At 48.5% G+C, this 20,873-nt stretch carries 19 protein-coding genes, 1 tRNA gene and 1 pseudogene; 11 read left to right on the top strand and 10 right to left on the bottom strand.

The window, feature by feature from the left end:
* Positions 1-8: 8 nt before the first annotated feature.
* From WG31_RS10455 to WG31_RS10445, 3 genes are all read left to right on the top strand, one after another.
* On the top strand, positions 9-1,244 hold the full coding sequence (locus tag WG31_RS10455; protein ID WP_006117526.1) for an MFS transporter: 1,236 nt from the start codon (positions 9-11) through the stop codon (positions 1,242-1,244).
* A gap of 480 nt (positions 1,245-1,724) precedes the next feature.
* Positions 1,725-3,116, top strand: coding sequence for an NAD-dependent succinate-semialdehyde dehydrogenase (locus WG31_RS10450; protein ID WP_063354954.1), 1,392 nt, complete (start codon positions 1,725-1,727; stop codon positions 3,114-3,116).
* Positions 3,117-3,294: 178 nt separating this feature from the next.
* Positions 3,295-4,587: an NAD(P)/FAD-dependent oxidoreductase gene (locus tag WG31_RS10445; protein WP_063354477.1), complete on the top strand. Its 1,293-nt coding sequence runs from the start codon at positions 3,295-3,297 to the stop codon at positions 4,585-4,587.
* Here the strand turns inward: WG31_RS10445 and WG31_RS10440 are convergent.
* A complete protein-coding gene (locus WG31_RS10440) occupies positions 4,559-5,191 on the bottom strand; it encodes a TetR/AcrR family transcriptional regulator (RefSeq protein ID WP_063354476.1) in 633 nt (210 codons plus the stop codon). The genes WG31_RS10445 and WG31_RS10440 overlap by 29 nt on opposite strands.
* A 256-nt stretch (positions 5,192-5,447) precedes the next feature.
* On the opposite strand from WG31_RS10440, the gene WG31_RS10435 reads away from it, so the two are divergent.
* The 3 genes from WG31_RS10435 (at position 5,448) to nadC (ending at position 8,277) form a co-directional block, all read left to right on the top strand.
* Positions 5,448-6,332: an NUDIX hydrolase gene (locus WG31_RS10435; RefSeq protein WP_063354475.1), complete on the top strand. Its 885-nt coding sequence runs from the start codon at positions 5,448-5,450 to the stop codon at positions 6,330-6,332.
* Between the two features lie 80 nt (positions 6,333-6,412).
* Positions 6,413-7,393, top strand: coding sequence for a quinolinate synthase NadA (gene nadA, locus WG31_RS10430; protein WP_063354474.1), 981 nt, complete (start codon positions 6,413-6,415; stop codon positions 7,391-7,393).
* Between the two features lie 26 nt (positions 7,394-7,419).
* On the top strand, positions 7,420-8,277 hold the full coding sequence (gene nadC, locus WG31_RS10425) for a carboxylating nicotinate-nucleotide diphosphorylase (RefSeq protein WP_063354473.1): 858 nt from the start codon (positions 7,420-7,422) through the stop codon (positions 8,275-8,277).
* A 47-nt stretch (positions 8,278-8,324) separates the two neighbouring features.
* Here the strand turns inward: nadC and WG31_RS15935 are convergent, their stop codons facing one another.
* The gene (locus WG31_RS15935; protein ID WP_209439398.1) at positions 8,325-9,329 is read right to left on the bottom strand and encodes an alpha-E domain-containing protein; all 1,005 of its coding nucleotides are present in this window, start codon (positions 9,327-9,329) and stop codon (positions 8,325-8,327) included.
* A gap of 6 nt (positions 9,330-9,335) precedes the next feature.
* Positions 9,336-10,808 (bottom strand): annotated as a pseudogene (locus WG31_RS15930) (circularly permuted type 2 ATP-grasp protein); the annotation flags it as partial.
* A 247-nt stretch (positions 10,809-11,055) separates the two neighbouring features.
* Here WG31_RS15930 and WG31_RS10415 point away from each other — a divergent pair.
* Together WG31_RS10415 and WG31_RS10410 are read left to right on the top strand one after the other, a co-directional pair.
* Positions 11,056-11,892 carry a transglutaminase family protein gene (locus WG31_RS10415; protein ID WP_063354472.1) on the top strand — a complete coding sequence of 279 codons (837 nt, stop codon included), beginning with the start codon at positions 11,056-11,058 and terminating at the stop codon, positions 11,890-11,892.
* Positions 11,889-12,965, top strand: a complete 1,077-nt coding sequence (locus WG31_RS10410; RefSeq protein WP_063354471.1) for a zinc-binding metallopeptidase family protein — start codon at positions 11,889-11,891, stop codon at positions 12,963-12,965. The genes WG31_RS10415 and WG31_RS10410 overlap by 4 nt, the downstream gene beginning before the upstream one ends.
* A 112-nt stretch (positions 12,966-13,077) precedes the next feature.
* Here the strand turns inward: WG31_RS10410 and dld are convergent, their stop codons facing one another.
* Positions 13,078-14,793 (bottom strand): D-lactate dehydrogenase, encoded by a 1,716-nt coding sequence (dld, locus tag WG31_RS10405; protein WP_035350829.1) that lies wholly within the window; start codon positions 14,791-14,793, stop codon positions 13,078-13,080.
* Positions 14,794-15,048: 255 nt separating this feature from the next.
* Between dld and WG31_RS10400 the strand changes: the two genes are divergently transcribed.
* From WG31_RS10400 to WG31_RS10390, 3 genes are all read left to right on the top strand, one after another.
* Positions 15,049-16,500, top strand: a complete 1,452-nt coding sequence (locus WG31_RS10400; protein WP_082823196.1) for an aldehyde dehydrogenase family protein — start codon at positions 15,049-15,051, stop codon at positions 16,498-16,500.
* 168 nt (positions 16,501-16,668) lie between these two features.
* Positions 16,669-17,430, top strand: coding sequence for an SDR family oxidoreductase (locus WG31_RS10395; protein ID WP_063354470.1), 762 nt, complete (start codon positions 16,669-16,671; stop codon positions 17,428-17,430).
* A 48-nt stretch (positions 17,431-17,478) separates the two neighbouring features.
* Positions 17,479-17,697: a hypothetical protein gene (locus tag WG31_RS10390; protein WP_006117512.1), complete on the top strand. Its 219-nt coding sequence runs from the start codon at positions 17,479-17,481 to the stop codon at positions 17,695-17,697.
* A 69-nt stretch (positions 17,698-17,766) separates the two neighbouring features.
* Here WG31_RS10390 and WG31_RS10385 read toward each other — a convergent pair whose 3' ends face one another.
* The 6 genes from WG31_RS10385 to infA all read right to left on the bottom strand — a co-directional run bounded on the left by WG31_RS10385 (position 17,767) and on the right by infA (position 20,854).
* Positions 17,767-18,237, bottom strand: coding sequence for a c-type cytochrome (locus WG31_RS10385; protein ID WP_063354469.1), 471 nt, complete (start codon positions 18,235-18,237; stop codon positions 17,767-17,769).
* 366 nt (positions 18,238-18,603) lie between these two features.
* Positions 18,604-18,679: transfer RNA gene (locus WG31_RS10380), tRNA-Phe, on the bottom strand.
* Positions 18,680-18,734: 55 nt separating this feature from the next.
* On the bottom strand, positions 18,735-18,920 hold the full coding sequence (locus WG31_RS10375; protein ID WP_006117510.1) for a DNA gyrase inhibitor YacG: 186 nt from the start codon (positions 18,918-18,920) through the stop codon (positions 18,735-18,737).
* The gene (locus WG31_RS10370) at positions 18,917-20,002 is read right to left on the bottom strand and encodes a ribonuclease E/G (protein WP_063354468.1); all 1,086 of its coding nucleotides are present in this window, start codon (positions 20,000-20,002) and stop codon (positions 18,917-18,919) included. The genes WG31_RS10375 and WG31_RS10370 overlap by 4 nt, the downstream gene beginning before the upstream one ends.
* A complete protein-coding gene (locus WG31_RS10365; protein WP_063354467.1) occupies positions 19,999-20,631 on the bottom strand; it encodes a Maf family protein in 633 nt (210 codons plus the stop codon). The genes WG31_RS10370 and WG31_RS10365 overlap by 4 nt, the downstream gene beginning before the upstream one ends.
* 4 nt (positions 20,632-20,635) lie before the next feature.
* The gene (gene infA / locus WG31_RS10360; RefSeq protein ID WP_003623225.1) at positions 20,636-20,854 is read right to left on the bottom strand and encodes a translation initiation factor IF-1; all 219 of its coding nucleotides are present in this window, start codon (positions 20,852-20,854) and stop codon (positions 20,636-20,638) included.
* Positions 20,855-20,873: the final 19 nt, after the last annotated feature.

The raw sequence follows: 20,873 nt of genomic DNA, 5'->3' as shown, positions 1-20,873 counted from the left end.
GTTTTTAAATGACAACTGCTCCTCAGCCTCCTCCCGTACCGACCTCGTTTATTGAGCCGCCTCATGGGCGTGCTGCCGCTTTATTCATTCTTACTTTCGGCACTTTTGTTGTTGGAACAGGTGAATTTGCCATTATGGGCATGCTGCCAGAATTTGCACGTTCCTTACATCTGTCTGCGGCAGATGCAGGATATGCCATTACGGCATATGCTCTGGGCGTGGTAATTGGCGCACCGCTTATTACCATTCTGGGCGCGCGCCTTTCCCGTCGGGAACTGCTTCTTTCTTTATTGGTGTTGTTTTGTTTCGGGAATTTCCTAAGCATTTGCATGCCCACGCCAGAGTTGGTTGAAGTTGCACGGTTTATTACCGGCCTGCCGCATGGGGCATTGTTTGGTATTTCTGCGCTTGTTGCGGCTTCAATGGTAGAGCGCTCTCGCCGTGGGTGGGCTGTGGGGCGGGTTCTGTCTGGCATTGCCATTTCTACTCTGGTAGGCGCACCGTTTTCTACATTTGCAGCGGATCATTTCGGCTGGCGTGTGGCGTACCTTATTATTGGTCTGTTTGGTTGTATTACCTTTTTGGGGGTATGGCGCTATATCCCAGCAGACCAGCCCAACCGCAAAAACTCACCACTTAAAGAAGTTGCTGCTATGGGTAACACTCAGGTTTTGCTTACGTTGCTGGCAGCCGCTATTGGCTTTGGCGGCATGTTTGCCATTTATACCTATCTTACCAGTATCTTGCAGAATGTAACCCATGTGCCGGAATGGTCTGTCATGCTTTACATGGTTATTTGGGGCATGGGCATGCTGGTTGGAGCAAATGCAGGTGCGTGGCTTGTAGATCGTAAATTGGATCTGGCTGCAATTCTGGCGCTTGGTGGCAGTGCTGTTGTTATGCTGGGTTTTTCTACGGTGTTACATCAGCCGTTGCTTTTGGCGCTTGCTGTCTTTCTTATCCCTACATTTGTAAATGGCTTGGGGCCAGCCTTGCAAACACGTCTGATGGATTTTGCAGGGGATGCCCAAACTTTGGCGGCTTCCCTCAACCACTCTGCGTTTAATATTGCTAATGCATTAGGGGCAGCATTGGGCAGTATGCTGCTGGCGCATCAGTTTGGATATTCTGCGCTAGGCATTGGTGGGGCTATTCTTTCAGCAGGTGGCCTGGTTGTGTATTTGCTGGCAATTCTGGTGTTGCGCCGGAGCGGGCAGAAGGAAATCAGGCAACCTATTTCCTGAATAGGAATGTTAGAGTGTTATAACAAATAAGGTTTTAACGCTTTATACTCTTGTTCTACATTGAGTTCTGCACGAACGCTTTAAGCTGGAAGGCTCATATGTCTTCCAGCTTTTTTGTATCTATTGTGTGCCAACAGGCATGGAGTGGGGCAGGGGAGAGAGCCTGCTTAAGCTGGATTTATACGAACCCACCATAAATAGGATAAGAGTTATAAGACGACTGGTCCAATTATAAATTGACTTCATCTATATCCATTCATATACAGATAACCAGAACAGGCCATACAGATTCGGTAGGAATATTTCCAGTTTGTATATGGATTTTTGCCATCAGAAGTTTTCCTGCCCGATAAAAGTTGACCGGTCTATTTTTTGGATGAGGGAAACGATGCCACACATTGGAGCATTCTGCTCTGCCGGGTGCATGCCGCATTTGCGGGCTCGTTCTGCTTTTTCCATTTCACTGTTCACGAGGTAAAAATGGCGTACGCGACAACCAATCCCTACACCGGGGAAGTTCTTGCTAATTTTCCTGAAGCTACAGATCAGGAAGTCCAGACCGCACTGTCCGAAGCTCATGCCGCTTTTGAAAAATGGCGTGATACCTCCTTTGCTGAACGCGCTCGTATTATGAATGCCGCAGCTGCCATTCTGCGTCGTGATGTTGATAAGTATGCTTGTCTGGGCACGCTGGAAATGGGCAAGCTGTTTGCAGAGTCCAAAGCAGAAGTTATTCTTTCTGCTGAAATTTTCGAATACTATGCAAAATATGCAGAAGAACTTCTGAAGCCGGAATCTCTGCCGGTTGCTGATCCGGCAGAAGGTAAGGCTGTTCTGGTGCACGAACCTCTTGGTATCGTGCTGGCAATTGAGCCATGGAACTTCCCATTCTATCAGGTTGTCCGCATTATTGCGCCGCAGCTTTCTGCTGGTAACGCTGTTCTGCTTAAGCACGCTTCCAACCTGCCGCAGTGCGCTGCTGCTTGTGAAGAGCTGATGAACGAAGCTGGCCTGCCAAAAGGTCTGTTCCGTAACCTTTATACAGCACGTCGCCATACGGAAGTTATCCTGAACGATCCCCGCGTTTGCGGTGTGGCTCTGACAGGTTCTGAAGGCGCAGGCACCATTATTGCTGGTGTTGCAGGTAAAGCCCTGAAAAAGGCTACCATGGAACTGGGCGGCGCAGACGCCTTTATTGTTCTGGATGATGCTGACGTAGAAAAAGCAGCTAAATGGGCTGTTATTGGCCGCCATTGGAATGCTGGTCAGGTGTGTGTATCTGCCAAGCGTCTGATTGTTGCTGATGCAGTTTATGATCGTTTTCTGGAACTGTACAAAAAGGGTGTTTCCGAGCTGAAAGCTGGTGACCCGATGGATCCTTCCACAACGCTGGCACCGGTGTGCTCCAAAGGCGCTATGGATGATCTGCACCGCCAGGTGACGGAAGCCATCAAGCACGGTGCAAAGGTTGAAGTGATTGGGCCAGAAGTGCCCGGTAAAGGCGCTTTCTTCCGTCCGCTGCTGATGACCGGTCTGGATGGCAACAACGAAGCCCGCCATTGGGAATTCTTTGGCCCGGTAACGCAGTTGTATCGTGCAAAAGACGAAAACGATGCAATCCGTATCGCCAATGATTCACCTTATGGTCTGGGTGGTGCTGTCTTCACCAAAGACGAAGCACGTGGCGCACGTGTGGCTGCAAAAATCCGCACAGGCATGGTGTTCATCAACCATCCGCTGGTGCCTAAGGCAGATCTGCCCTTCGGTGGCATTAAAAACTCCGGTTATGGGCGTGAACTGATTGGTCTTGGTATCAAAGAGTTTGTGAACCACAAGCTGATCAACACGGTCGATATCGACGCACCGTTCTGATCATACTGTTAGCGGGCGCCTGTAAAGGTGCCCGCTTGCACAGAATACGCATAGTATAAAAATATAAGTAAATAGAATTATATAGTGTAGTAATAAAATAATTCTTTTTAATAAAAATATTCATTCAAAAACATAACGTTATCTCCCGCTTACTTCCTGAAAGAGGCATGTAAACCTGATGTCGTCCAAGTCTGAAATTCTTATTGTCGGTGGCGGAGTGGCAGGACTTGCCCTTGCAACGCGTCTGGGTAAAACACTTGGCCGGCACGGAAAAGCACGTATCACACTTATTGATAAAAGCTTTTCACACGTATGGAAGCCCATGCTGCATTGCTTTGCTGCTGGCACAGTGCAGAATGAAAATGACCGCATCAGTTTTATGGCTCAGGCCAGCAGCCATAATTTTGAATTCTGGCCGGGTGAAGTTGTCTCTATTGATAGAGATAAGCGGGAAGTTGTTTTAAGCCCCTTACATGCATCAGATGGCAGCAAGGTTCTGGATAGCCGAACCATGACATATGATGCCATTGTCCTGTCTATCGGAAGCCGCGCCAATGATTTTGGCACGCCCGGTGTGCTGGAAAACTGTCTGTTTATTGATAACCTTGTTGAAGCAAATGCTTTTAATGAAAAGTTCAGAATGGAAATTCTGAAGTCATTTGCTGATAATTCTGAATTGGATATTGCTATTGTTGGGGGCGGTGCCACAGGCACCCAACTTGCCGCTGAACTTCATAAATCTCTCGAAATTGTTGACCCAGTAAGCTTGCATGCTTTCGGTAAGGCACCGCCAAAACTCAGCATTACGTTGTTGCAGTCTGGCGCCCGTATCCTGCCTGCTTTTCCGGAATCTGTTTCAATGGCCGCGCAACAGGAGCTAGAGCGGATTGGTGTAAATGTGCGCACATCTGCCCGCGTTGCTGCAGCAGATGCTACGGGCTTTACGCTTAAAGATGGCACACACGTACCAGCAACACTGCGGGTATGGGCTGCTGGTGTTAAGGCTCCGGCGGTAACAAAAACCTATGGTGGTCTTTCTCTAAGCCGCTCTGGCCAGATCAACGTAAAACCCAATCTGTGCTCTGTTGATGATGACCGTATTTTTGCAATGGGGGATTGCTCCTATATTGTAGATGATCCGCTACCCGCTACGGCACAGGTTGCCCGTCAGCAGGCGCATCATCTGGCGCAACATCTGCCTGCATGGCTGGAAAGTGGTAAGGAAGTACCTTCCTGCATTTTCCATAACAAAGGCGCTATTGTTGCACTGGGTAATTACAATGGCTGGGCAGCACTACCGGGTGGCCGGGTTATGGGCGGTGGTATGTTGCACGGGCTTTCTGCACGTATGGGGCATATTATGCTGTATCGTCAGCACCAGATAGAGCTGTTTGGCTGGGTGCGCGGTTTGGCGTCTATCTTTGCTGATATGGTGGAAACCGTTATTCGCCCTTCTGTGCGCTTGGATTAAGTTGATCTGCTGTGCAACCAAGAAGAGTGTGCGAAGTTTGCCATGCTTCATCCAAAGGATGGGATGAATGCGTAATTTTCGTCATCAAGGTTGCACCCAGCCAGAGCTGATAGAGCGATGATGCGAGTTTGTGGGCGGGCAGGGAGGATTGTAGAGATCCGTCCTGCAGCCCAGTTTTAATGACCTGAGAGAGATGAGAAATAACAGAAGCAGTGCCGGTTTCCATAATACGGCGCATGCGTTCTGATATATCAGATACTTCTGCAGCAAGTTTAACGATGAGGCATTTATCTCCAACCTGCCCCTTGATATGGGAGCGGCGCCAGAAATCCAGATAAGAAAATAACTTCTGTGCGCCGTTTTTATCTGGTGTGGAAAAGAGTGCATGAATATTTATTAAATAATCATGCATATAAGAGCGCAGAAGTTCCTCTCCAAATGCCTCTTTAGATGCAAAATAATGGTAAAATGAGCCTTTAGGGATACCCGCAACTTCCAGAATTTGCGAAAGCCCGACAGCCGAAAATCCGCGCTCAGCAATAAGCGCGCGTGCAGAATCTACAATTTTCTTTTTTGCGATATCATGTTTTGTAGGCGTATTCATGGGCGTGGAAATATCCTGATTTCTTTCAAAAAAGTTTATATGTCTTTTTTAAACGGACATAAATATAGGCCTGATGATGTCAGGCATGAATGATGTAGCTGTATAATATCATGAGACATGTTCATTTGGAAAACATTGTATTGGAAACATTCTCAGGAATATCTGTTCTGGGCTGTAGAATCTTCACGCCCATATGAAAAATGAGTATGCAGATTTCACCTATGATATTTTATTTTTGGTTCATTACTGAGGCTTCATGAAACAGACAGCGTTTTGCAGGGCAGAGCTTGTAGCCGTTCTTTTGAATATCAGAAAAGATACGCCCTGCGTGCTTACGCTGGAAAACGGTCAGGCTTTGCCTTCAGGCCCGTTAACCATGGGCGGCCATTCCTTACAAAAGGAACTATGCCGCTGGGTAGAGCAGCAAACAGGCGTGGTATTGGGGCATACAGAACAGCTTTATACATTTGCAGATACACAGGTGGCCGATAAAAGCCGGTTGGTGCGTATTTCCTACATGGCATTAATCAGTTCTAATGCAGACCAAACAATAGCAGAACGTTCTATATATGATTATTTTCCGTGGGAAGATCGCAGATATCCAGCGGCTCATGCTCTGTTGCAGCATATTATTGGATTACTGAAAAATTGGGTTGGAAAAAGCATTGCTAAACAGCAAAGATGCGCCAGACTGTTTGGCCTTTCTCCTCACCCATGGAACGATGAGCTGGCCTTGGATCGTTATGAGCTTTTGTGGGAAGTTGGCTTGGTGCGCGAAGCCAAACATTTTAAAGGACAAAGCCAGATAGGTTTGCAAATGCAGGCAGATTACCGGCGTGTTTTGGCGACAGCCCTTTCACGCGTGCGGGCGAAAATTCGTTATACATCAGTTGTGTTCGATTTGTTGCCAGAAACATTTACATTGTTGCAGCTTCAGCAGGCCATGGAAGCCTTGGCAGGGTGTTGGATGCACAAGCAAAATTTCAGGCGTTTGGTTTTGCAACAAAAGCTGGTGGAAGAAACAGGTGCTTTTGATACGCCTCAGCAAGGGCGGCCTGCAAAGCTGTACCGCTTTCGGCCAGAAGCAGGGCAAAATTGCTATCTGGCTGGCGCCAAATTGCCGCTAACGCCATTGTTATAAAAAGTAGGTTAAAAGCGCTTGTTTTTCCCTTGCGGTACATATACTCAAATTGAGCATATGTACCGCAAGGGAGGGTATTCATGTTGGCGTTCAATATTCCAGACAGGGATACTCTGTATCAGCCTGTGGCTGGCATCATGGCGCGAGATTTGTGGGAAGAGCGTTATGCTGCTGATATTGAGGCCATTATACGCCTTAAAAAGCAGCATAACGCCGTTATTCTTGCACATAACTATCAAACGCCAGAAATATTTCATTGTGTGGCTGATATCCGGGGCGATAGCCTTGCTCTTGCACGTGCCGCACAGAATATAGATGCCGATATTATTCTTATGGCTGGTGTGCATTTTATGGCAGAAACTGCCAAACTATTAAACGCAGAAAAGAAAGTTCTGATTCCGGATGTAGCTGCTGGCTGTTCTTTGGCAGAAGGCATTACAGCCGAGAATGTGCGTTATCTGAAACAGACGTATCCCGGGGTGCCTGTTGTAACCTATGTGAACAGCACAGCCGCGGTTAAGGCCGAAAGCGATATTTGTTGCACTTCAGGCAATGCGCGCAAAGTGGTGGAAAGCCTGAATGTTCCACGTGTTATCATGATTCCAGATGAATTTTTGGCACGCAATATTCAGGCCGAAACCGGAATTGAAATGATAACATGGCCTGCGCATTGTGAGGTTCATGAACGGTTTACCCCGCAGGAAATTCGGCAATATCGGCGTATGCATCCGGGTGTAAAAGTTGTGGCGCATCCTGAATGTCCGCCAGAAGTGGTGGAAGCTGCGGATTATTCAGGCTCCACAGCCCAGATGATTGCATATATTGCAGAAGAAAGTCCCAAAAAAGTTCTTTTGGTAACTGAATGTTCCATGAGCGATAATTTGGCAGCGCAGTATCCAAACACCACTTTTGTGCGCCCATGTAATTTGTGCCCGCATATGAAGCGCATTACATTACCCGCCATCCGTAAGTCTCTGGAAAATTTTGAAGCAGAAGTTGTTATTCCTGAAGCCTTGCAAGAGCGTGCGCGTCTATCTGTTGAGCGCATGTTGCTTGTTTAAGGGGTAGGGTAGGAGCGCTTATACATATGTCTTACGCATGTCATTTTCCCAGCTTGTTATGGAAACCTGTTATTCAAGCAGCATTGTTTGAAGATTTGGGGCAGGGCGGAGATGTAACTACACAAGCATTAGCAATGCCTGGGCAGAAAATGCGCGCCGTATTCTGCGCCCGCCAACAGGGGGTTGTTGCAGGGCTTGCGGGCGCACAGCAGGCTTTTGCGCTTTTAGATGAACAGGTGCATTTTCGTGCCTTTAAGCAAGATGGGGATATGCTGGCGATTGGTGATGTGCTGGCTGAAGTAGAAGGTGATGCTCTAACTGTTTTGGCAGGAGAGCGGACAGCCTTGAATATTCTCTCTCATCTTAGCGGTATTGCCAGCCAAACGCGCCAGATGGTGGATGCTGTATCTGGCACAAAAGCTGTTATTTGCTGCACACGCAAAACGCTTCCGGGGTTAAGAGCGTTGCAAAAATATGCCGTAAAGGCAGGCGGAGGTGGCAACCATCGTTTTCGGTTAGATGATGCTATTTTGATCAAGGATAATCATCTGGCTTTGTGTGGTGGGCAAGTTGACGTGGCCTTACAAAGAGCTCGTGCGCGTGCAGGCCACCTTATGAAAATTGAACTGGAAGTAGATACGTTGGAGCAGTTGGAAGCCGCATTGGCTTGTGGCGGTGCTGATGCGTATTTGTTGGATAATATGGATACGGATACTCTGCGCAAAGCTGTTGGCATGATTAATGGCATGGCCATAGCCGAGGCATCAGGTGGAATTACGCAAGAAACAGTGCGTGCTGTTGCTGAAACTGGAGTGGATGTTATTTCCGCAGGTTGGTTGACGCATAGCGTAAAAGCTTTGGATATTGGTCTGGATTACATCTAGTTTTTTCAAAACATATCCAAAAGCTTTTATACTATACGCAAACAAATTCACGCTTGCATCTGACAACCTGCCTGAACCGCCACAGCGGAAACGGGAGGCCAGAATTCAGATGCAATTTGTTCCTGCAATTGAGAAAGCTGCTGTTGTATCCAGCTCATATAATCATGCAGGCCACGAATAATAATGTCTTCCGCAGTTTGTTCTGCAAGAGTAACGCGTAGCTCTGCAACACATTCTTGTAGTGCGCTGCAACGTGAACGCAAGCCGGGATAAGAGGCTAAAAGTGCGAGTGTTTCATCCATTAAACGTAAATTAGCGGCTAAGGAGCGGCAGAAACCTTCATTTTTTAGCAAAAATCCTACAATATTTGCAGGCGTAACTGTAACTGGGCGTAAACGGCGGAAGGCATGGTAAGCCGCTGCAGAGCGCAATACGGCTGTCCATTGCGTAATGTCGATTTCAGAACCGGGAGCTTCTCCCTGGGGCAGCAGCATATGGTAGCGAATATCTATCAGGCGCGTAATCTGGTCACATCGTTCAAGCGTTTTGCCCAACTTATAAAAGAGCCATGCCTGATCACGGTAAAGCGTGCCTTCCGTAACGCCAAAATGGGCTTGGCAGTCCTGCTTGATATGAGTGCACAGGTTTGAAAGACTGTTTTGATAAATATCCTTTTCTTTCAGATCCAGAACCCAGCGTGTGAAGACATTGAGCTGTGCCCACATTTCAATAGAAACAAGGGGCCGAACAGCACGCGCATTTTCACGTATGGCATGGGCGGTTGCACAGATAGATGCCGGATTTGCCTGTTCAGTCAGATAAAAATTGGCTACGGCATCTGCATCGCCTGATGGATGTAAGGCAAGGAAGGTCTGTTCATCCGAGTTAATTTGCACAATAGAATGCCATGCAATTTGCCCATTGGCATCGCGCACAAATGTTTCTGTCACTTCTAGTAGGCGGGCTAGATTTTCTGTGCGTTCCATATAACGCGCCAGCCACATCATACATTCTGCATAGCGAGAGAGCAGATGGCCCTGTGTTTCGTTCATCATGATGGCCATTACCCACGTATCTTTAGAGCCACCACCCTGAGATGAATTGACCACCAGAGACCCCTTGCGGAGCGCCACACGAGCGAGACCTCCGGGCAAAACCCACACAGAACGGCCTGTTAAGGCAAAAGGACGGAGATCCACATGCCGGGCTTCCACACCATCTGGGCAGAGTGTTGGGGTAACAGACAGATTGATAACGGGCTGGCTGATATAGTTTGCAGGATCAGCCAGTAATTTTTCTCTAAAATTAGCCAGTTCTTTCTGGCTGGCGTGTGGGCCAATCAATAGGCCATAACCCCCTGATTCTCCAACAGGTTTGATAACAAGCGTGTTCATATGCGCTAACGTATAAGCAAGGCCGTCTGGTTCTGCACAGATATGGGTTTCCACACTTTGCAGAATAGGATCCTGCCCTAAATAGTAACGAATAATGCGTGGCATATAAGCATATACGGCTTTATCATCGGCAACACCTGTGCCCAAGGCATTGGCAAGTGTAACGTTGCCGCGCCGATACGCTTCTACTAGCCCGGGAACCCCAAGAAGGCTGTTTGGGTTAAAGGCCAGCGGGTCCAGAAAATCATCATTCAAGCGACGGTAAATAGCATGCACAGCACGGGGGCCGTTGACTGTGCGCATAAATACCCGATGATTTTCAACAAACAGATCTTTCCCTTCCACAAGGGGTACGCCCATCTCGCGGGAGAGAAAAACATGCTCAAAATAAGCAGAATTATAAATGCCGGGTGAAAGAAGAACGACTTGTGGATCAGCAATTCCTTCTGGTGCCACTTCACAGAGGGTTTGATGTAAGCGCAGGCCATATTCTTCCACCGAGCGAATGGGCAGACCAGAGGCCAGATCTGGCATAAGGCGCAGCATCATGTGTCTGTTTTCAATAACGTAGGACACGCCAGAGGGCGTGCGGGCATTATCTTCCAGAATCAGAAACTGGCCGTTATCATCCCGTATCAGGTCTGTGCCGTTGATATGCACATAAACGCCGCCGGGAACATCTACACCCACCATGGCATCACAGTAATTGGGGTTATTCAGCACCAGTTCGGCAGGCAATATGCCATCACGCAGGATATTTCGATCATGGTAAATATCATGCAGAAACAGATTGATAGCCTGAATACGCTGTTGCACACCTCGCTCTACGTGATCCCATTCCTGCGCGGTAATAACACGAGGGATGGCATCAAACGGCAAAATACGATCAATGGCTTCCTTATCTGAATACACAGTAAAGGTAATGCCCATGCGGTAAAGTTGAGCCTCAGCAGCTTGGGTTCTACGGCGTAATTCTGGCAGGCTAAGTGCTGCAAGCCGGTCTTTTACGCACTGTAGGACGGGGGGCGTTGGGTCACGCCGATTCATCAACTCACAAAAAAAATCTGGGATATGGTAGTTGTCCAGAAGCCCTAAGGAAGCAGCCTGAGGGGGAGCATGCAGGGCTGTTGGTATCATGGTTTCTCTCCCATCAGGCTGGCGGCTAGTGCGGCCTCAACTTGTTTCACTACCGAATTAACTGAACAGGTTTCCAGAGGTTTGCCAAGTCTAAAATAGAAGCTAGTTAAGCAAGTTTTTGATTGTGTTGGATATGTATTGCATGTGCGTGCCATGCTGCTATGGTTTTACGCTACAAGCACGTGTTCTTGTTAAATGAGGTAACACTGCTTGCCATGAATAAGATAAAAGACAAGGTTAGGGTTTGATGAGTTCTCACGTTATGCTGACACATCGAACCTGTTACCGGTATGATAGGCCTGTCAGCATGGGGCCACAAACAATTCGGCTACGCCCTACGTTGCATTCTCGTACACCTGTGCTCTCCTATAACTTGCATGTGCAACCAACTGAGTGCTTGGTAAAATGGACACAGGATGCATTGGGTAATCAGATTGCTTGCGTTGAATGTGCAGATCAGGTGACGCACTTTGATATTGAAGTTGCGCTCATGCTTGATCTTACGCCGTATGACCCTCTTGCTGATGCGGCCACATGCCCTGAACTTTTGGATGAGGAAGAAGCGGTAACATCGCAGTGCATGAGTGAGAATATGCGGTCACTCATCAGAGCACGCCAAGTAACGATTGCGCAAGATCCGCTGGATAAAATCAAGGCACTTAATCAAGTTGTTGCACAGCGGATCCAATACCAACGGCGTATGGAGCCGGGAGTTTGGACAGCAGAGGAAACATTGCAGCGCGCAAGCGGTTCTTGCCGAGATAGCGCATGGTTGCTGGTAAGTGCTGCGCGTCACCTTGGGTTTTCGGCCCGTTTTGTTTCAGGTTATCTTATTCAGGAAGAATGCAAGGAGGGTAAGCTTACAACGCTGAATGGTGATTTGCACGCTTGGGCGCAAGTTCTTATACCGCAAAAGGGCTGGATTGGGTTTGATACCACATCTGGCTTTCTGGCAGGGGCTGGGCATATTCCGTTAGCAGTTGCAAATACGCCGCAGGATGCCGCACCAGTTTCTGGCGTGCTGGATTGTTGTAAGGCCGTGTTTGATGTGTTCATGCAAGTGCAGCACTTACCCCGACAATGAAACGGTTTTCCTGCCAATCCTGCAATCATCTGGTGGGGTTTGAAGCAACGCAATGTCATTATTGCGGTGTTACTGTAGGGTATTTACCAGAGTTTGCAACCATGACTGCGCTGGAACCACAGGCAGATGGCACATGGTTACCTTTGGAAAAAAAGGCTAGAGGGCAAGCGCGGGCTTTTTGTATCAATCACGCCTATGGGGTGTGTAACTGGCTGACATTGGCAGCCGATAATGGTGCAAATTCTGGGTTTTGTGTTGCCTGCCAATTTAACCGTATGATCCCCAACCTGAATGTTCTGGAAAACAAAAACCGTTGGTACAAATTGGAAGTTGCAAAACACAGAATGTTTTACACAATTCTGCGGTTGAAACTTCCGTTTAAAAACCGGCGGCAGGACCCGGAAAACGGATTGGCATTTGATTTTCTGGATGATGCGGCAGATGGTTCAGTTGCTATTATGACAGGCCATAACAATGGTATTATCACAATTGCAACCAAGGAAGCAGATGATGCTTACCGTGAGAAAATGCGTATTGAAATGGGAGAGTATTATCGCACTCTCCTAGGGCATTTTCGCCATGAAATTGGGCATTATTACTGGAACATTCTAGTAAGAGATGGCGGAAAACTAGAAGCCTGCCGCGCTGTATTTGGGGATGATAGTGCAGATTATCAGGCTGCATTACAAACCTATTATGCGCAATCTCCCCCACAGAACTGGCGCGAGAATTTTGTAAGCTTTTATGCGACATCTCACCCATGGGAAGATTTTGCAGAAACATGGGCGCATTATTTCCATATTATTTCTACACTAGAAACGGCTTTGGCTTACGATATGACAGTAAGCGACACAGTAGGGGGAGATGCGCTTCTTTCCCCCCATGGAAACCCTTATACATCCATGCCTTTTGAAGAAATTATTAACGCATGGGTTCCATTAACTTATGCGGTTAATAATTTGAATCGTTCCATGGGATTGCCAGATTTTTACCCCTTTACGTTAACGCATGGCGTTGTGCGCAAACTGCATTTTATTCATAATCTTATTCGAAATGTGCAGAATAAATCATAGACTCTTATTTTTTAGAATATTTGATGTGTATGCAAAATAAAACCCGATGTAACCAAAAGTGCTACATCGGGTTTTTAGTATTGTAATATACTAGACTAACAGAAGTTTACGATTATACGCTTTCTGCCAGCCAGTTTTTGCGTTTTGTAGCTTGGCCAATACCGGGGTTCATGCAGTTGCATGGGTCAAGCTGCTGATAGTGGTCCAGCATGTTTTGCGGTGCCTTATACAGGTGGCCCACATTATGTTCTGCCGGATAGCGTGCCCCACGAGCATCCAAACCGGGAAGCATTTCATGTTCAACCGCTATGGCATTGTAACCCTTCTTCACCACGTAATCCTGATGCATGACATGGCAGAGGAAGTGGCCGTAATAGAGCTTAACAATCAGTTTGTTTTCAATGTCCTGCGGCAGTTTTTCAAACCATTCGCGGTCATTCCGGCGGAGGGCAACGTCTAGCGCTACAATATCTTCTGCTTCCTTATGGTGCACAGCGCGGTATCTAACAGCCGCACCAGCCGCAGCAAAACGATGCAGGAAGGCAAGCTTGCCTTCTTCTGGCGTGCATTCAAAATATTCGCCAGTTACGCTGCCAAAATATGTTTGCAAATATTGGCGCATAGGCCCAGCCAAATCGTGCGAGACTTTAAGCATGAGATGATGTTCAAACTTGTCCCGATAATCCAGCATCCGCTTAGGTAGCTGACGTGGCAGCAGGTAGCTGAGAGCCTGCATGATTCGGTCACTTAGATGATCGGGCAGGAAACCAAGTTTTTTGGAAAAAATGTCAAACTTTGATTTCATGGCGAACATTTTTGGCAAAAACTTGGTGCCAAAATAGCGGATAACTGCAAAGGTATCCTTGCCGTATTTTTCAGCAATATTAAACGCATCACGGTGGATATACTCACCGCAAATTGGCAGTTCATTAAATGCTGTCAGCACATGGCGGCGCAGGTTTTCCAGTTCGTCTGTATTGTTGGTGCCAATATAGAAAACAGACGTATCTTTGTTGGCGGGAAAGGTATCAAGGCGCACAGCAAAGACAACCAGCTTGCCAGCGCAGCCTGCGGCTTCATACCAGCGTGCCGGGTCTGCATTGTAGCGGGCAGGGGTATCGGCATCAATTTCGCGCACATGATTGATATAGTTACCATCGTGCCCTTTGCCGGCGTTCCAATCAATATCTGCTTCTGTAAAGGTGCCGGCTTCCAGCTTCTGCAATATCGCTTCCGGGTCATTCCCCAACTGGATACCCAGATGGTTTACGAGCTGTAGTTTGCCATCCGGCCCGATCTGACCAAATACGGCCATTTCCGTATAAGCAGGGCCACGTTGCACCAATGCGCCACCAGAGTTGTTGCTCACGCCGCCCAGAACGGAGGCACCAATACAGGAGGAACCAATAACAGAATGCGGTTCCCGCCCAATGGCCGCCAGTTTGCTTTCCAGTTCGTAAAGTGTGGCGCCGGGTAGGCATACAACCTGCTTGCCGTTACCGATCAGGTGGGATTTATCTAGCCGTAGCGTGCTAATAAGTACGATATCGCGGTCATAATTATTGCCATCAGGGGTAGAGCCGCCTGTCAGACCAGTATTGGCGGCCTGCATGATAATAATTTTGCCAGCATTTACGCAGGCCTGCGCAACGCGCCAAAGCTCGATAAGTGAGCCCGGCTGAACAACAGCAAGCACCTTACCCGCACCAAAGCGAAAGCCATGGGTAAAGCGGTATGTGCTGTCTTCTCCGGTCAGGACATGGTGCTGGCCAGCTATATTCTTCAACTGTTCAAGCAGTTGCTTGTTGTTTTCTGCGGCGGTTGTCACGCATAAATCCTTTCTACGGCAGCCGGAGGTTCTATTTTCAGATACCGGCAAGAGTATAACGTAAGGTTGTTTTCACGAGTGCACCTGATATTGCGCTGTGAATAACAAATGGCAAGAAACATGTCATAGACAAGCAAGAAAGTCTTTGGTTACCGTGGTTTCTGGTAACGCATGGCTGTTATAACATGTTGGGGCGCGTTTGTCGTATTATCTTGAAACACCCACGGATCTGGCAGTTATTGGGAGGGTGATCAAATGAATTGTTTGGGAAACTCAGAAAGATTTTTTATCAACGGGCAGTGGGTTTTGCCTTCTGCGCAAGCTCAAAAAGACATTATCAACCCAGCGACAGAACAGCCATGTAGCCGTATTGCATTGGCACACGCGCAGGACGTGAATCGAGCTGTTGAGGCCGCTTATGCGGCATTCGGGGCATGGAGCGCCACAACACGTGCAGAGCGGTTACAGATTCTGGGCCGTATTCCATCTATCTATCAGCGCAGGGCAGAAGAGATGGCGCAGGCAATCTCTTTGGAAATGGGTGCGCCCATTTCCCTCGCGCGGGAAAGCCAGACACCAGCAGGCTTGGCGCATATAGAAGAAACCTTAGATGCCTTGCTCCATTACCAGTTTGAAGAATATGAGGATGATATTCTCATCACTCATGAACCCATAGGCGTTGCGGGGCTGATTACGCCATGGAACTGGCCCATGAACCAGATAGCCTGCAAAGTTATGCCTGCCTTGGCGGCTGGGTGCACTGTTGTGCTCAAACCCAGTGAAATTGCACCTTTATCTGCCATCATATTTACAGAAATCCTACATGAAGCAGGTGTGCCAACTGGTGTATATAATATGGTGAATGGTGATGGCCCCGTAGCCGGAGAAGCCTTGGCCAGTCATCCGCTGGTGAATGTGGTGTCTTTTACTGGGTCAACGCAGGCGGGTATTGCCGTGGCTCAGGCCGCAGCGCCTACTGTTAAACGTGTTTTGCAGGAACTGGGTGGTAAATCTGCCAATATCATTTTCGCTGATACAGATTTTGCAGATGCAGTAGAGCGGGGCGCTCAGGAGTGTTTTGGAAATTCTGGCCAATCCTGTGATGCACCAACACGTATGCTGGTGCCGCATGATCTGATGGAAAAGGCTATGAATATTGCAGCTAAAGTTGCAGATAGCCTGCGTGTGGGGGACCCAACAGATAATGTGACAGAGCTTGGCCCTGTTGTAAGTGCTCCTCAATTCAACCGTATTCAGGCATTGATTGAAAAAGGCACGGCGCAAGGGGCTGTCTTGGCTGCTGGTGGCGTAGGGCGCCCAGAAGGGCTGATGCAAGGCTATTACGTGCGGCCAACTGTGTTTGGGCATGTAACTGCGGATATGGTGATTGCGCAGGAAGAAATCTTTGGCCCGGTTTTGTCCATTATGGGGTATGCGGATGAAGATGATGCCATCAGGCTGGCGAATAGTAATCCATATGGTTTGGCAGCCTATGTGCAGTCTGGCAGCATGGAGCGTGCTCGTAGGGTTGCTCGTAAACTTCGGGCTGGTACCGTTACCCTTAATGGCGCAGCATGGACGGTAAAGGCACCATTTGGTGGGTATGGTCTGTCTGGCAATGGCCGTGAATGCAGCCGTTTTGGAATTGCAGAGTTTCTGGAAACCAAAGCAATTGTTGGATATGGAGCAGATTCAACAAAGCAGTAAAACTTCTTAGAAAGGAACTCTTATAGCCCAGAGGCATTATGCTCTGAGTATAAGTCTGTTTAAATCTTTCCATCATTTGCAAGAATTGATGCAGGTCATGGTTGAGATATCTGATTCAGGCTGGGATCAGCACGCAATGCAACGTAAGGCATAGGTAGGGGAAGTATTATGGCGCGTGTAGCAGGCAAGGTTGCCATTGTTTCTGGAGCCGCTAATGGAATAGGCAAGGCTACAGCACAGCTTTTGGCCAAAGAAGGTGCAAAGGTTGTTATTGGTGACTTAAAAGAAGAAGACGGTCAGAAAGCCGTTGCAGAAATTAAAAATGCAGGTGGTGAAGCTGCATTTGTCAAATTGAATGTAACGGATGAGGCGGCATGGAAAGCCGCTATTGAGCAGACGCTCAAGCTTTATGGGCGGCTGGATATTGCCGTGAATAATGCAGGTATCGCGTATTCTGGTAGTGTAGAAAGCACATCTCTGGAAGATTGGCGGCGTGTTCAGTCCATCAATCTGGATGGCGTATTTCTGGGCACACAGACAGCTATTGAGGCCATGAAGAAGTCTGGTGGCGGTTCCATTGTCAATCTGTCTTCTATTGAAGGATTGATAGGGGATCCAATGTTGGCAGCCTATAACGCCAGTAAAGGCGGAGTAAGGCTGTTTACAAAATCTGCGGCCCTACATTGTGCCAAATCTGGATACAAAATTCGGGTGAATTCAGTGCATCCCGGCTATATCTGGACACCCATGGTGGCTGGTTTAACAAAGGAAGACGCCGCAGCCCGCCAAAAACTGGTTGATCTGCACCCCATTGGCCATCTGGGGGAGCCCAACGATATTGCTTACGGTATTCTGTATCTTGCTTCTGATGAATCCAAGTTTGTTACAGGAAGCGAGCTGGTGATTGATGGTGGATACACCGCGCAATAAACAAGGCGCAAATGGTAGAAGCATGTAGGTGTAAAGGGATGAAATTTCATGTCTGGTAAAAAGCACTTTTCTCCAAGAAGGGAGAAAAAACATGCAACACGTGAGGATCTGATCCTTGGCTTGCTTAACCAGTTTGGTTCTTCTGTAGAAACAGATCGGGATAAATATCTGGATCTCGTATCTGAAATTGCAGAAGCTGTAGACGGACGCAGGACAAAAACTAGCAAGGCAGAAGTTGCTGAAAATAATCCAGACGTTAGTGGTTAAATATTTTTAGAAATTAAAGCGTATTTAAAAGAGCCAGCCATTTGTAAGAATGGCTGGCTCTTGGTTTATTTATGGTAGAGGGTGAGCAGCGTTCAGCTTTTCACGCTCTTCCAGCACAACACCCGGCTGCAAGGGTGTAGCACGTTCCTTTTTAATATCATCCGCTGTGAAGGTTGGCGTAGAAGCCGCGCCACTCAGGGAGGAAACGTAGGTTAGCAGAGCAGCAATTTCTTCATCAGACATGGATGACATGGAAGGCATGTAACCCATGTAGGAACCACCAGCGGCCTTCAGGCTGCCAGCAAGACCATTCAGCAGTACGTGTGTCACGTAGGTTTTGCCTTCAGGAGAAGCCGCAATTTTGTCAATGCGTCCTTTCAGGGGTGGAAATTGCCCTGGAACGCCATCGCCGCTGCTCTGGTGGCACATGGCGCAGTGCGTTGCATAAAGCTGTGCGCCATCCGCCGCTGCATGCGCTGCACCAGAAAAGCCTACGCCTCCGGTAAGAGCTGCTAGCAGAGCGAGAACGGTCTTTTTCATAAAATACTCCTGAAAACTGTTCGATAATGAAACGACTATACACAGATAGCTTATCTTCTCAACCTAAGGGAGCTGAAAGAATATGCTTTCTTTATTTCGAACAATCAGGGCGGAAGAAAGGCTTTATGGCTGCACAGAAGGGATGAACTGACGAGATGGCTGCGCAAAAAGAGAGAGCAGGGCATATGCAGTCGCACGCATTTTGCGTGAGTAAACCTGTTTTTCTAAATGGAATTGGGAGGTATTTTTGAAGGAGCAGAGCCGATCGCTGCTGTGAATAAGAGAGCGTGGATCTAAAACCACTAAAGGTGATTACACCAAATTATATCAAACTATTTTTTGGGGGGGCAGTTTACTGCCGTTTAATGGTGCCCAAGGGCGGGATCGAACCACCGACACTGCGATTTTCAGTCGCATGCTCTACCAACTGAGCTACTTGGGCACCGCAGCCTTGCGGCGTGAGAGAGCATGTATCTCACTCTTTGCAGGAGATCAAGTCACCTTTCGTCATTTCTTTCAGCTTTTTCATCATTTTCGATCAGGACAGGTGCACCGGGAATGCGATAATCGCCAGAAAACCAGCGGCCTAAATCAATATCTGCGCAGCGTTTTGAGCAAAAAGGGCGGAATTCTGCCTGTGCAGGCTTGCCGCATACGGGGCATTTAGCTGGTTTAGAAGTCATGCGTCCTGAACCGTCCAGAAAAAATCAGGCAAAGCAGGATCGGCCTTTAGGGCCAAAGGTTTGCCGCGGAGTTGTACACAGTCTGCCACGGCTTGCGGGTCTTGCTCCAGTGCCTGAATAAAGGGGATACTACCACGTAAGATGGTTGCCGTAGGGGCTTGTGCCAAGATGGTTCGGAGTGCCTTAAGCGCATGCCCATGAGGAGAGTTGAGAAGCTCTGGAAGGGAGGGGTGAATGCGCGGGCGCACAATCTCAATCAACCCTAAAGCGCTTACGCCAAGGCAGCGTGGGCGAAGTGGATCTGCCCGCAAAGCCTCTTGTACGACATCTTGCAAAGCCTGACGCTTGCGCATGGCCATACCTGCTGGATCAATGACAATTGCTCCAGAAAGATTGCGCAGGCGGATTTGGTGTAAAAGTTCAGGCAACGCATCACGATTTGCTGCAAACTGTGCAGTCTGCTTGGGGCGGGAGCCCGCAACAGGCGGTGCGTCCATATCAATGGCAATAAGCGCGGGGGTTGGCGTAATGGTTGCCTGCATGTTGCCTGGTAGATCTACACTGCTGTCTTCCAGAGCATGACATGCTGCCATAATTTCTGGCGGTATAGGTATAAACCCGGCTTCTCTTTTTGCGCGTAGGAGCGGGGGCACAAGGGCGGCCGCCTGCGGGGTATCTACGGTAATGATCGCATTTGGCCATTGGGCGGTCAGACGTTCCAGAGGGGTTGGACCGGTGGTTACGAGGCCAACATCCTTACCCTGGGCAGAAGGCTCCAGCATGCGCACACGCACGCCTTTGCCGCCTTGCGCTGCGCGGGAAACGCAAACCGTTATGCTCTGGCCTTCGGTAAGGTGAGAGACTGCTTTCTGGTCGGATAGAAAACCTTGCAGGCCATGCCCCAGATCTACAAATGCTCCCCCCATAAAGGCAGCTTGTGCCGCTACACGCGCAACATAGATATTGCCAACAAGATCGGGGGTGGCTGGCCGCCAAAGTGCGTAATCCAGCAGCGTATCATCTTTGGTAACAGCAAGGCGCATTTCACCCGGAAAGGTGGCAATGCGCAAATAATGCATCACGCCAGCCAGTGTCCGGGTTGCCCGCGTAAAAGCTGGGCTGTTTCAAATAGCGGCAAACCAATAACAGCAGAGCTGCTACCAGATAGAAAACGAATAAAGCCTGCAGCATGGCCTTGCAGGGCATATCCGCCTGCTTTGCCTGCCCAGTCTCCCGCATCTAATAGCGCATTGATCTGATGCGGTGTAAGACGATTAAACGTAACCGCTGTTTCTACCAGTCGCTCTGCTGTTTTACCTTGTGGCCACGCGGAGCTAGGCATAACCGCAACCGATGTTATGACTGTATGCCGTCTGCCAGAAAGGCGTTCCAGACAGAATTGCGCAGTTTCCCGCTTTTCTGCTTTTGGTAGAATACGCCGCCCCAGCGTAACCACTGTATCTGCAGCTAGAATTAAGGCCGGTTCAGTAACGGTGGCAGCTACCGCGCGTGCTTTTTCCAACGCCATACGGCGCGCATAAGCACGGGGACGTTCTGTTTTTGCGGGTGTTTCGTCAATATCAGCCGGAATGATGCGGTCAGGCACTACGCCAATCTGGCGCAGCAGCTCTACCCGCTGGGGCGAAGCAGATGCCAGTATAAGGAGAGGTGCCTCTCCTTTAACGGAGTTCTGCTGGCCGGAAACTGTCACGGCTTTATTTGAAGCGGAACGTAATGCGACCCTTGGAAAGGTCGTAAGGTGTCATTTCAACATTCACGCGGTCACCCGCCAGAACGCGAATACGGTTCTTACGCATTTTGCCGCTGGTATGCGCCAGAATAACGTGTTCATTGTCCAGCTTTACGCGGAACATGGCATTAGGCAGCAGTTCAGTTACCGTGCCGCTAAATTCAATCATGTCTTCTTTAGACATTGCATCCTTCGTATGTTTC

Origin of the sequence: Acetobacter oryzifermentans (genome assembly GCF_001628715.1) — a bacterium.
GTDB classification, from domain to species: Bacteria; Pseudomonadota; Alphaproteobacteria; order Acetobacterales; family Acetobacteraceae; genus Acetobacter; species Acetobacter oryzifermentans.
Note: the sequence above shows the minus strand (reverse complement) of the source record. Positions and strands in the feature narration are given on the sequence as shown.

Bases quoted from the DNA above. Each gene is read 5' to 3' on its own strand.
- infA (WP_003623225.1), bottom strand. From the start codon at position 20,854: ATGTCTAAAGAAGACATGATTGAATTTAGCGGCACGGTAACTGAACTG.
- WG31_RS10415 (WP_063354472.1), top strand. From the start codon at position 11,056: ATGAGTTCTCACGTTATGCTGACACATCGAACCTGTTACCGGTATGAT.
- nadA (WP_063354474.1), top strand. From the start codon at position 6,413: ATGTTGGCGTTCAATATTCCAGACAGGGATACTCTGTATCAGCCTGTG.
- WG31_RS10395 (WP_063354470.1), top strand. From the start codon at position 16,669: ATGGCGCGTGTAGCAGGCAAGGTTGCCATTGTTTCTGGAGCCGCTAAT.
- WG31_RS10445 (WP_063354477.1), top strand. From the start codon at position 3,295: ATGTCGTCCAAGTCTGAAATTCTTATTGTCGGTGGCGGAGTGGCAGGA.
- WG31_RS15935 (WP_209439398.1), bottom strand. From the start codon at position 9,329: ATGAACGAAACACAGGGCCATCTGCTCTCTCGCTATGCAGAATGTATG.
- WG31_RS10435 (WP_063354475.1), top strand. From the start codon at position 5,448: ATGAAACAGACAGCGTTTTGCAGGGCAGAGCTTGTAGCCGTTCTTTTG.
- WG31_RS10450 (WP_063354954.1), top strand. From the start codon at position 1,725: ATGGCGTACGCGACAACCAATCCCTACACCGGGGAAGTTCTTGCTAAT.
- nadC (WP_063354473.1), top strand. From the start codon at position 7,420: ATGTCTTACGCATGTCATTTTCCCAGCTTGTTATGGAAACCTGTTATT.
- WG31_RS10400 (WP_082823196.1), top strand. From the start codon at position 15,049: ATGAATTGTTTGGGAAACTCAGAAAGATTTTTTATCAACGGGCAGTGG.
- WG31_RS10390 (WP_006117512.1), top strand. From the start codon at position 17,479: ATGTCTGGTAAAAAGCACTTTTCTCCAAGAAGGGAGAAAAAACATGCA.
- WG31_RS10440 (WP_063354476.1), bottom strand. From the start codon at position 5,191: ATGAATACGCCTACAAAACATGATATCGCAAAAAAGAAAATTGTAGAT.
- WG31_RS10455 (WP_006117526.1), top strand. From the start codon at position 9: ATGACAACTGCTCCTCAGCCTCCTCCCGTACCGACCTCGTTTATTGAG.
- WG31_RS10385 (WP_063354469.1), bottom strand. From the start codon at position 18,237: ATGAAAAAGACCGTTCTCGCTCTGCTAGCAGCTCTTACCGGAGGCGTA.
- WG31_RS10410 (WP_063354471.1), top strand. From the start codon at position 11,889: ATGAAACGGTTTTCCTGCCAATCCTGCAATCATCTGGTGGGGTTTGAA.
- WG31_RS10375 (WP_006117510.1), bottom strand. From the start codon at position 18,920: ATGACTTCTAAACCAGCTAAATGCCCCGTATGCGGCAAGCCTGCACAG.